The organism is Paenisporosarcina sp. P4_D4 (genome assembly GCF_056401835.1).
Map to the genome: position 1 here is coordinate 1 of NZ_JBFUIO010000086.1, position 9,418 is coordinate 9,418.

Sequence of the window (9,418 nt, forward strand, 5' to 3'; positions counted from 1 at the left end):
ATGGTACAAAGATAGGTGTGACAGCCCTAACTGCTGAATACACTCAGTTTTATGAACAGCTCGGATGGCAAGTAACGGATGCATTTGTAGCTTTAAAAGCACATGTTGAGCAACTAAAAGGTGAAACTGACGTCATCATTTGTATGTCTCATTTGGGGATTCAAGCAGATGAAGAAATGGCCGAGCAATTTCCCGAAATTGATGTCATTTTTGGGGCACACACTCATCACATTTTACATGAAGGAAAGCTGGTCAATCGTTCCCTGTTAGCAGCCGCTGGCAAGTTTGGATATTACGTAGGGCATGTGACACTAGAATACGATTTGGAAAAGAAAGAAGTTATAAAGAAACATGCACTTTTGTACGATACAAATGAATTGCAAGAAAGTGTCGACGAAGAAGGATTTCTAAATAATTTGGTCAATGTGGGCAAAAACCTTTTATCAGTTCCAGCGTTTTACCAAACGGAACATCTTCCAAAAGAATGGTTCAAGGATTCCGCTTTGTCGACTTATTTTGGGAACGCATTAACCACATTTTGTAACACCGAATGTGCCCTGTTCAATGCAGGCTTGTTCTTAACGGACTTACATAGAGGTGAAATATCACATTTTGATATTCACCAAATGATGCCTCATCCAATCAACCCTTGTGTCATTGAACTGACTGGAGAACAATTAAAAGATATTTACAACTTGTCGTTAAATGAAAGCTGGCCAAATCTTGAAATTAAAGGACTGGGCTTTCGTGGGGTAGTGATGGGTAAAATGATTACCCATCAATTTAAGGTAGTTGAGGATGATTTGTTTATACGTGGGCGTCTCATTGAACCTACAGTCAAGGTTCGATTGGCAACTCTTGATATGTTCACTTTTGGTTATTTCTTTCCAGCATTCAAAGAATTGCCAAAGACTTACTTTATGCCAGAATTCATTCGTGACATTCTAATTGCATATGGTCAAAAGAACGAATATAGGAATAATTGAGGCTTCCTGGTCGTAATATGACCTAGGAGGCTTTTTTTGTGCGATTACGTAAAATATCAAAAAGGTCAGTTTATTGGAAAGGGAATAACATTGTTCCTTTGCTATTTGTTTTTATCGTGATCTCCGTTGCTTTAATGTTTTATCTCGTCAACGTTCGCCTGACTCCAATTTACTTAGATTATGCAGAAGTTCAATCCAATAAAATTGCCTCACTTGTCGTAAGTAAAGCAATCAACTCACGCACTGCTGATGTGATGGATGTAAATGATATAATTGAAGAAATACCAACGGACCAACCCAATATGGTAACGACGAAGTTCAAGACGGATATCATCAATCGGGTACAGGCGGAAACTAGTCAATTGGTGCAAACCCACTTGGAGCAGGCTGAAGAAGGGAACTTGGATAATTTACCTTATTTAGATGACATCGAGTATGATCCACAGGCAATGGAAGATAACGGGGGAATTGTGTTTTATGTACCGCTTGGTCAAGCAACGAATATCCCGCTTCTTGGTAACCTGGGACCAAAAATCCCTATAAGATTCCATGTGATCGGCAATGTGCAATCAGACGTAAAATACGAAATCACTGAGTTTGGCATTAACAATGCAATGGTTGATGTGAGCATTGTCATTGAGGTCACTGTACAAGTCATTGTGCCGCTGGCAACTAAATCGACGAAAATTAAACGAAAAATACCTGTTGCACTAGGAATCATCCGAGGACAGGTTCCTCAGATCTATACAAAAGGTGAAGGAAATACTCAACCTTCAGTAGAAGTACCATTACAGCCCCCAGCAGCCCCAACTTCACCACCACCTGAATGAGTTCGTACAAAGAGACCAGAGGGAGAGGTATCACGGTAAGTTAAGATGCATGCTGGTTCAAAATTAAAAGCAAAAATAAAGCTCCTCTTACACAGAGAAGCTTTATTTTTTGATTCCAGAGAAGGTTGTGGGACGTGTTTGAATATGGTACATTGACAACAGTGAGTTACTTGCCTACATAGTCTGAAAAGAATGGGGTTACAATCATGACAACTAAACAAACACATATTCGAAAACCAGCTTGGTTAAAGATTAAATTAAATACGAATGACAATTATAAAGGTCTTAAGAAAATGATGCGTGAAAACAATTTAAATACTGTATGTGAAGAAGCGAAATGCCCAAACATTCACGAATGCTGGGGTACTCGACGTACAGCAACGTTCATGATTTTAGGTGCAATTTGTACACGTGCATGTCGTTTCTGTGCAGTTAAGACGGGTTTACCGAATGAACTTGATTTAGCAGAGCCAGAACGTGTAGCAGATTCAGTTGTCATGATGAATCTAAAACATGTCGTCGTAACCGCGGTTGCGCGAGATGATTTAAAAGACGGTGGTTCTGCTGTTTTCGCAGAAACTGTACGTGCCATTCGTCGCAAAAACCCATTCACAACGATCGAAGTTTTGCCTTCTGATATGGGTGGGATAGAGGGAAATCTACAAATGCTGATGGATGCAAAACCTGATATTTTAAACCATAATATAGAAACAGTTCGTCGGTTAACACCGAGAGTTCGTGCACGAGCAAAGTACGATCGTTCTCTAGAGTTTTTACGTCGTTCAAAAGAAATGCAACCCGATATTCCAACGAAATCTTCTCTTATGGTGGGTCTAGGCGAAACAAAAGAAGAGATTATAGAAGTAATGGATGATCTGCGGGCAAACAACGTGGATATTATGACGATTGGGCAGTACCTACAGCCATCTAAAAAACATATTGCAGTTCAAAAATATTATTCACCGCTCGAATTTGGAGAACTACGTAAAATTGCGATGTCCAAAGGTTTCTCACACTGTGAAGCGGGACCATTGGTTCGTAGTAGTTACCATGCGGATGAACAGGTAAATGCAGCAGCAAGAGAAAAACAGCGTCTTGGTGACGAGCAATTAACTCTCACAACAAGTTGATGGAGCGTGAATTGATGATTACAATCGATCGATGGGAATATGAAATTCTGATAGATTATCGGGAAGCATTTAAAGAAGAGGCTTTCCAAGATCGTTATAGTGAAATTTTAAATAAATATGATTACATTTTGGGCGACTGGGGTTATGGACAACTTCGTCTGAAAGGTTTCTTTGATGATAAAAATCAAAAAGCGACTTATGATACGAAAGTCAGTACGTTGCAGGATTATTTGTATGAATACTGTAATTTTGGATGTGCGTACTTTATATTAAAAAAATCCGGACCAGCAAAACCGGTAGCAGTTCTAGCTGCAATAGAAGAAACACCACAAACAGAAAACCTCGATTTGGATGTTCCATCATCCTAATCGAGGTTTTTTCTTATCCTAAGTCTCAGTTAAACGTTATCGTTGAGGGTCTCATTCTTCAAAAGTGCAGCTCCTGCGGATATGGTCAAAACTACCTTTGATCATATTCTTTCTTGCGGCTTGCTAGGCGCAAATGGATGCCAGTTCGTCCGCGGAACGGGCAATGATTCCTTCTTTTTATACATCAACAATGAATGCTTAGCCTAATAATTCCTGCAAATAATCGCGTAGTTCTGCGGCTTCTTCTTCGTTGCGGTTATAGACATGTTCCAAATAACCTTCTTCTTCTAAATCATCAGAGCCCAATATAGCAAAACGATTATATTGAATATCCATTACGAGTACTTTTCCGAAAAAGCGGCTACTTTGCAAAATTGCTAAATCATATCGTTGAGACTCACCTGTAAAGCTAACAAATCTCGTTTTTGTATCTTCCACATCATCATATAAGAAAAATCGTTCCATTTGGCAGTTCTCCTTCCACTCCTAGCAATTATGGTACTATAGGATGGAAAAGACAATCAACTTAGAACTGATAAAGTGAGGGAACCTTATGTATTTTGTAGACCGAAAAAAAATTAATCATACATTGAAGTATATGACAACACTTATGGAAATGCTGGAGACATCAGTGAATTCTTCTATGAATGAATTTGAAAAATTGGCATTGGAGCGAATTGCTCAAAACATTATCGAGTCCATGATTGATGTTGGGAATTCCATGATAGACGGCTTCATTATGAGAGACCCAGGCAGCTATGATGACATCATTGACATATTGACTGACGAAAAAGTGATATCTGTTGAGATGGACGCACCTCTAAAAGAAGTAATTGGACTTCGTAAAATGCTGGTGCGAGATTTTATGAGCGTTAATCATAAGGAAGTGCAAACTATATTGCAATCAAATTTCCAGGAGTTAAGACAATTTCCAGCGAGTATTGAGCATTATTTAACGCATGAACTTGGGCCAGTGTCTGCATTTTTACCAGAGGATTAAGCATGAAAACTTATAAATGTTATTGCATTGACCTGGATGGAACAGTCTATCGTGGTAAACAGCCGATAAAAGAAACAGTACAATTTGTTCACCATTTACAACACCAAGGAATAGAACCTTTTTTTGTGACTAATAATGCTTCTCAGACACCGGACCAAGTGCTATCGAAGCTTGCAGGCTTTGGGATTATAGCAAAGCGCAGTCATATTATGACTTCTGCTTTGGCGGCAGCGAAGTACATTGCACTTCACTACCCTGGAAAAGAAGTTTCAATGATTGGGGAAAGTGGATTGAGGGAATCACTTCTTGAGAAAGGAGTGTGTATAGTGCCTTCTTCGAAAGAAGTGTTTGTGATGGGAATCGACCGGGATATCACATATGAGAAAATTGCACAGGCCTGTCTGGACATCAGACAAGGAGCAACGTTTATATCTACAAACAGTGATCGTGCTTTCCCAAATGAAAGAGGCTTGATGCCAGGTAATGGTGCGTTTACAGCGTTGATTCAAAGTTCTACTGGAGTTGAACCTATTTATATAGGAAAGCCGCATGGTCATATGCTTGAAATGATTCAGCTTGAACATCAGTATTCAAAAGAGGATATGGTGATGATTGGAGACAATTATGATACCGATATTATGGCGGGAATAAATTTTGGAATTGACACGATTCACGTCAATACGGGTGTGACTTCTACGGAAGAAGCATTGCTGAAACCAGAACGTCCAACTGTAACTCTTGAAAATTTAGTGGAATGCATATAAAAAAGGAGCTGCATCTACGCAGCTCCTGAGTATTAAAAAAGTGGATTTTCATCTATATATTCATAAATCTTCTTAGTAAGCTCATCTGGCGAATCAGCTTCTACGACATCACCATTAACAACTGCAAAAAAAGATTCAGCACATTTTGTACAATAACTTAAACACCCGTATTCCAGAACGTCTAAATTTGGGTCTCGTTCTAATTGTTCAAACGTTTTTTGCGAACCATTCGCTAAATTACTGACACAAAATTCTACCATTGGATTAAACACGTTCTTCACCTCGCTACATCGCCATGCTACTCTTTTTTTTTTCGTTCGTCAATCCGAGTGTCTTATTGTGAAACTTCTCACAATGATTTATACTTACAACGTAAAGAGATAGACTGTATATAAAATGCTCAAGGGAGATTTTTTTATGAAAAACTTAGTTTTACTGGGTGGTGGATACGGCAACATGCGTATGTTGCTTCGTTTACTGCCAAATAATAATTTACCTGAAGATGTACAAATTACATTAGTGGACCGTACACCATTCCATAGTTTGAAAACAGAGTTTTATGCATTGGCAGCAGGTACTGTTCCTGACCAGGAAGTCCGAGTATCCTATCCAGAACATGAACGTTTGAAAATGGTCTATGGCGAGGTCGTAGAAATCAACCGTGAAGAAAAAATGGTCGTGCTTTCTAATGACATACAAATCCCATATGATGATGTAGTAATTGGATTAGGTTGTGAAGACAAGTACCATGGTGTGCCTGGTGCAGACGAATTCACGTTAAGCATTCAAACGATAGGTCGTTCACGTGAAACATTTAACAAACTATGTGGATTGCCATCTGGATCTGTTGTCGGGATTGTCGGAGCAGGATTAAGTGGAATCGAACTTGCCAGCGAATTACGCGAATCACGTCCGGATTTAGGAATTAAATTGTTCGATCGAAGCCCACGTATTTTACGTGACTTCCCGGAACGATTAAGTAATTTCGTGAAAAAATGGTTTGATACCCACAATGTCGAAGTCGTCAGTAATTCTAATATCACAAAAGTGGAGCCAACTGTTTTGCATAACCATGAAGAGACGATTGAAGTGGATGCAGTGGTGTGGACAGCAGGTATTCAACCTGTCGCTCCTGTGAGAAACATGAATACGGAAACTGATTCAATTGGGCGTGTTGTGTTGTCTCAATACCATAACTTACCCGAAGATGAACATGTTTATGTGGTAGGTGACTGTGCAGCGTTGCCATATTCGCCAAGTGCACAAGTTGCGGAAGAACAAGCGGAACAAATTGTTGAAGTGCTTCAAGCACGTTGGAAAGGTAAAGAGCTGCCTGAAACGATGCCTGAAATCAAACTAAAAGGATTCTTGGGTTCTTTAGGGAAAAAACAAGGTTTTGCTTACTTGGCAGACCGTACAGTCACTGGACGTATCGCACGTTTACTAAAATCTGGTGTGCTATGGATGTACAAGTGGCATAACGGWTGATGAATAGAAAGAGACCTGGAAGTGAAATATAACTTTCAGGTCTCATTTTTTGTTTATTTACTGATAAAACCATGTTTTTCTAGTTCAACAAAAACGGGTTGCAGTTGGATATAGCCCTCGCCAACCACTTCTCCAGCAACTAAAACGAGTGGGAAAAAGTATTCTTCTTCCAATACTTGAGTGGCAATTTCTTGTTGTCGTTCATTATCCACTGGTTTTTCAATGTCAATATAGGTTATTTCATAAGGATGATTAGGGTATTTACGATCGATTGCCGCTTGCAACCATTCGTACGTATCTTTGGATGTAGGTGCGTTTACACAGCTGGCACAAACGACATCTGCACCATAAATTTCAATTGAAACTAATTTTTTCTCCATGATAATTTTCTCCGTTTCGTATGTACTGATGGATTTTTTCTTCTCTTCACATTATAATAATTATAAGGAAAGGGGTCGAAATAAATGACTGATACAATGACAGAACAAGTTCAAGAAGTATTAGATAAATTACGTCCATTTTTACTCCGCGATGGTGGAGATTGTGAGCTTGTCGATATCGAAGATGGCATAGTCAAACTTCGTCTTCTTGGTGCATGTGGTAGCTGCCCAAGTTCTACAATAACACTAAAAGCAGGTATTGAAAGAGCTCTTTTGGAAGAAGTTCCAGGTGTAGTGGAAGTTGAACAAGTGTTTTAATTCCTAAAAGTGAAATTGCATTGCACTGTCACTTGTAGTTATACAATACGAGCTGATAATGCTAGTTGATTTTTATGCTGAACAATTTGGGGCCTTAAGAGGCTCCTTTTTTATACTTATCTTTTTTTCATTATACCCAAAACGTTGGTTATATCGATAGTCAAATTAAGTTGTTCTAGTTGTATGTGTTTGAGCAAAATTGGTATCATAAATGATAGAAGGAAGGTGTAACGGATGACACATGTTGTCGAATTATCAGAAGCTGCAGCTTACCAGGTTAAAGAAATGATGAGTCATAATGACGAGCAAGGTTCCTTTTTACGGGTAGCCGTTCATGGCGGTGGTTGTAGTGGTCTTTCATATGGGATGGGTTTTGAACACGACAAGAAAGATTCAGACATTACACTGGAACAGCATGGCTTGACCATCCTGGTATCGAGTGAAGATGCAGCCATCATAAATGGTACCGTAATTGACTATAAGCAATCGTTGATGGGTGGAGGGTTCACTATTGAAAACCCAAATGCCATTGCGTCTTGTGGTTGCGGTTCATCATTCCGAACAGCGAGCAAAACAGGAACACCAGAAAATTGTTAAGACAACCAATTTTTGGTCTTTTTCTGTAAATTCAAACCTTTTACTCTTGGCAGGATTATATTGAAATCAAAACCTAAGAGGTATATTATAGAGGATAGTACATTTGTCGAAAAAAGAGACAAATTCGCTTTAGTCTACTTGAAGTATGTAAATACTTCTTTTTTCTTTGACTAAACGAATAAATATAAAACTATTTAAAGGTGGTTTCGATCTTCGTGAAAAGACCGACAATTTTAGTATTAGGCGCCGGCTATGGCGGTTTAGCAACAGTAGTCAACTTACAAAAAAACATTGGACCTGACGTAGCAGATATTACATTAATTAACCAAAATGATTATCATTATGAATCTACATGGTTACATGAGGCTTCAGCAGGAACATTAAGACCAGATCAAGTACGTTATGACATTGCAGATGTAATTAAATCAGATAAAGTAAAATTTGTGAAAGCATCTGTAGAAGGAATCGATATTCCTGGGAAACAAGTAACAACTGATAACGGTGTGTTTTCTTATGACTACCTAGTAATCGGTCTTGGATTCGAAGGCGAAACTTTCGGGATTCCAGGTTTAGATAAATACGCTTTATCGATTGCGAATGTAAAAGCAGCTCGTCAAATCCGTGAGCATATCGAATATCAATTCGCTACTTGGTCAATGGAAGACGTAAAAGATGATAGCCGCTTAACAATCGTTGTTGGTGGTGCTGGGTTTACCGGTATTGAGTTCCTAGGTGAACTTGGTAACAGAGTTCCTGAACTTTGCAAAGAGTTCGATGTACCACATGAAAAAGTACGTGTTGTTTGTGTAGAAGCTGCACCAATGGTATTACCAGGATTTGATCCAGAATTGGTTGAATATGCAGTTGGTCACCTACAAGCAAAAGGAATTGAATTCTCAATTGGAACACCAGTTGTTGAAGCAACTCCTGAAGGTGTGAAAATTAAAAAAGGTGAAGACGAGTTTGAATTTGTGAAAGCTGGTACAGTCGTTTGGGCTGCAGGCGTTCGCGGAAACCGTTTAATCGAACAAACAGGCATTGAAAACATGCGTGCCCGCGTTAAAGTTGAAAAAGATATGCGTGCTCCAGGTCATGATGATGTATTTATCGTTGGTGACTGCGCATTGTTGATTAATGAAGAAGTAAACCGTCCTTACCCACCAACAGCACAAATTGCAATGCAACAAGGTGTGACAGTGGCGAAAAACCTTATCGCTTTAATCAATGGAGAACAAACAGAAACATTCGTACCTGATTTAAAAGGTAGTGTTTGTTCACTTGGTGAACATGACGCAATCGGTGTAGTTTTCGGTAAAAAAATTACAGGCACAAAGGCATCATTTATGAAAAAAGTAATTGATAACCGTTCTCTTTTCATGATTGGCGGTCCTTCACTAGTTGTGAAAAAAGGTAAATTTAACGTTCTTTAATAATAGATTAAATTTCGCCCATCTGGATTATCCAGATGGGTTTTTTCAATCTAACCGAGTTGGTTTTCTAACAAACCGGAAATATTTGAAGGATTTAAATGAGTAATGAGGATTCTCTAGAAAATAG

General features: G+C 38.9%; 13 protein-coding genes. 10 read left to right on the plus strand and 3 right to left on the minus strand.

The genetic code is table 11. The features are described from left to right. The 4 genes from AC1DSL_RS13995 to AC1DSL_RS14010 all read left to right on the plus strand — a co-directional run. Positions 1-986 (plus strand): bifunctional metallophosphatase/5'-nucleotidase (locus AC1DSL_RS13995; RefSeq protein WP_477532635.1); only part of this gene is annotated, 986 nt, incomplete at its 5' end. A gap of 38 nt (positions 987-1,024) precedes the next feature. Beyond that, positions 1,025-1,816 carry a sporulation protein YunB gene (yunB, locus tag AC1DSL_RS14000; protein ID WP_016429011.1) on the plus strand — a complete coding sequence of 264 codons (792 nt, stop codon included), beginning with the start codon at positions 1,025-1,027 and terminating at the stop codon, positions 1,814-1,816. A 206-nt stretch (positions 1,817-2,022) separates the two neighbouring features. Further along, on the plus strand, positions 2,023-2,946 hold the full coding sequence (lipA, locus tag AC1DSL_RS14005) for a lipoyl synthase (protein WP_477532636.1): 924 nt from the start codon (positions 2,023-2,025) through the stop codon (positions 2,944-2,946). A 14-nt stretch (positions 2,947-2,960) separates the two neighbouring features. Next, positions 2,961-3,314 (plus strand): YutD family protein, encoded by a 354-nt coding sequence (locus AC1DSL_RS14010; RefSeq protein WP_477532637.1) that lies wholly within the window; start codon positions 2,961-2,963, stop codon positions 3,312-3,314. 198 nt (positions 3,315-3,512) lie between these two features. On the opposite strand, the gene AC1DSL_RS14015 is transcribed toward AC1DSL_RS14010, so the two are convergent. Continuing rightward, positions 3,513-3,779 carry a DUF3055 domain-containing protein gene (locus AC1DSL_RS14015; RefSeq protein WP_016429008.1) on the minus strand — a complete coding sequence of 89 codons (267 nt, stop codon included), beginning with the start codon at positions 3,777-3,779 and terminating at the stop codon, positions 3,513-3,515. Positions 3,780-3,867: 88 nt separating this feature from the next. Here AC1DSL_RS14015 and hepT point away from each other — a divergent pair, with 88 nt between their 5' ends. Then, entirely contained in the window at positions 3,868-4,314 is a 447-nt protein-coding gene (hepT, locus tag AC1DSL_RS14020; RefSeq protein WP_016429007.1) for a type VII toxin-antitoxin system HepT family RNase toxin, read from the plus strand. Between the two features lie 2 nt (positions 4,315-4,316). Beyond that, positions 4,317-5,078, plus strand: coding sequence for a TIGR01457 family HAD-type hydrolase (locus AC1DSL_RS14025; protein WP_342543182.1), 762 nt, complete (start codon positions 4,317-4,319; stop codon positions 5,076-5,078). Positions 5,079-5,110: 32 nt separating this feature from the next. Here the strand turns inward: AC1DSL_RS14025 and AC1DSL_RS14030 are convergent, their stop codons facing one another. After that, positions 5,111-5,338: a YuzB family protein gene (locus AC1DSL_RS14030; protein WP_036660166.1), complete on the minus strand. Its 228-nt coding sequence runs from the start codon at positions 5,336-5,338 to the stop codon at positions 5,111-5,113. A 157-nt stretch (positions 5,339-5,495) separates the two neighbouring features. On the opposite strand from AC1DSL_RS14030, the gene AC1DSL_RS14035 reads away from it, so the two are divergent. Then, positions 5,496-6,566, plus strand: a complete 1,071-nt coding sequence (locus tag AC1DSL_RS14035; RefSeq protein ID WP_016429004.1) for an NAD(P)/FAD-dependent oxidoreductase — start codon at positions 5,496-5,498, stop codon at positions 6,564-6,566. Between the two features lie 53 nt (positions 6,567-6,619). Here the strand turns inward: AC1DSL_RS14035 and AC1DSL_RS14040 are convergent, their stop codons facing one another. Further along, positions 6,620-6,946: a YuzD family protein gene (locus AC1DSL_RS14040; protein WP_016429003.1), complete on the minus strand. Its 327-nt coding sequence runs from the start codon at positions 6,944-6,946 to the stop codon at positions 6,620-6,622. Between the two features lie 84 nt (positions 6,947-7,030). Between AC1DSL_RS14040 and AC1DSL_RS14045 the strand changes: the two genes are divergently transcribed. The 3 genes from AC1DSL_RS14045 to AC1DSL_RS14055 all read left to right on the plus strand — a co-directional run bounded on the left by AC1DSL_RS14045 (position 7,031) and on the right by AC1DSL_RS14055 (position 9,291). Next, entirely contained in the window at positions 7,031-7,264 is a 234-nt protein-coding gene (locus AC1DSL_RS14045) for a NifU family protein (RefSeq protein ID WP_016429002.1), read from the plus strand. Positions 7,265-7,498: 234 nt separating this feature from the next. Continuing rightward, positions 7,499-7,861, plus strand: coding sequence for a HesB/IscA family protein (locus tag AC1DSL_RS14050; RefSeq protein ID WP_016429001.1), 363 nt, complete (start codon positions 7,499-7,501; stop codon positions 7,859-7,861). 215 nt (positions 7,862-8,076) lie between these two features. Next, on the plus strand, positions 8,077-9,291 hold the full coding sequence (locus AC1DSL_RS14055; RefSeq protein ID WP_016429000.1) for an NAD(P)/FAD-dependent oxidoreductase: 1,215 nt from the start codon (positions 8,077-8,079) through the stop codon (positions 9,289-9,291). Positions 9,292-9,418 lie beyond the last annotated feature (127 nt).

What these genes read in the sequence shown, in the direction of transcription:
- lipA (WP_477532636.1), top strand. Translation starts at nt 2,023, where the DNA reads ATGACAACTAAACAAACACATATTCGAAAACCAGCTTGGTTAAAGATT.
- AC1DSL_RS14010 (WP_477532637.1), top strand. Translation starts at nt 2,961, where the DNA reads ATGATTACAATCGATCGATGGGAATATGAAATTCTGATAGATTATCGG.
- AC1DSL_RS14015 (WP_016429008.1), bottom strand. Translation starts at nt 3,779, where the DNA reads ATGGAACGATTTTTCTTATATGATGATGTGGAAGATACAAAAACGAGA.
- hepT (WP_016429007.1), top strand. Translation starts at nt 3,868, where the DNA reads ATGTATTTTGTAGACCGAAAAAAAATTAATCATACATTGAAGTATATG.
- AC1DSL_RS14025 (WP_342543182.1), top strand. Translation starts at nt 4,317, where the DNA reads ATGAAAACTTATAAATGTTATTGCATTGACCTGGATGGAACAGTCTAT.
- AC1DSL_RS14030 (WP_036660166.1), bottom strand. Translation starts at nt 5,338, where the DNA reads ATGGTAGAATTTTGTGTCAGTAATTTAGCGAATGGTTCGCAAAAAACG.
- AC1DSL_RS14040 (WP_016429003.1), bottom strand. Translation starts at nt 6,946, where the DNA reads ATGGAGAAAAAATTAGTTTCAATTGAAATTTATGGTGCAGATGTCGTT.
- AC1DSL_RS14045 (WP_016429002.1), top strand. Translation starts at nt 7,031, where the DNA reads ATGACTGATACAATGACAGAACAAGTTCAAGAAGTATTAGATAAATTA.
- AC1DSL_RS14050 (WP_016429001.1), top strand. Translation starts at nt 7,499, where the DNA reads ATGACACATGTTGTCGAATTATCAGAAGCTGCAGCTTACCAGGTTAAA.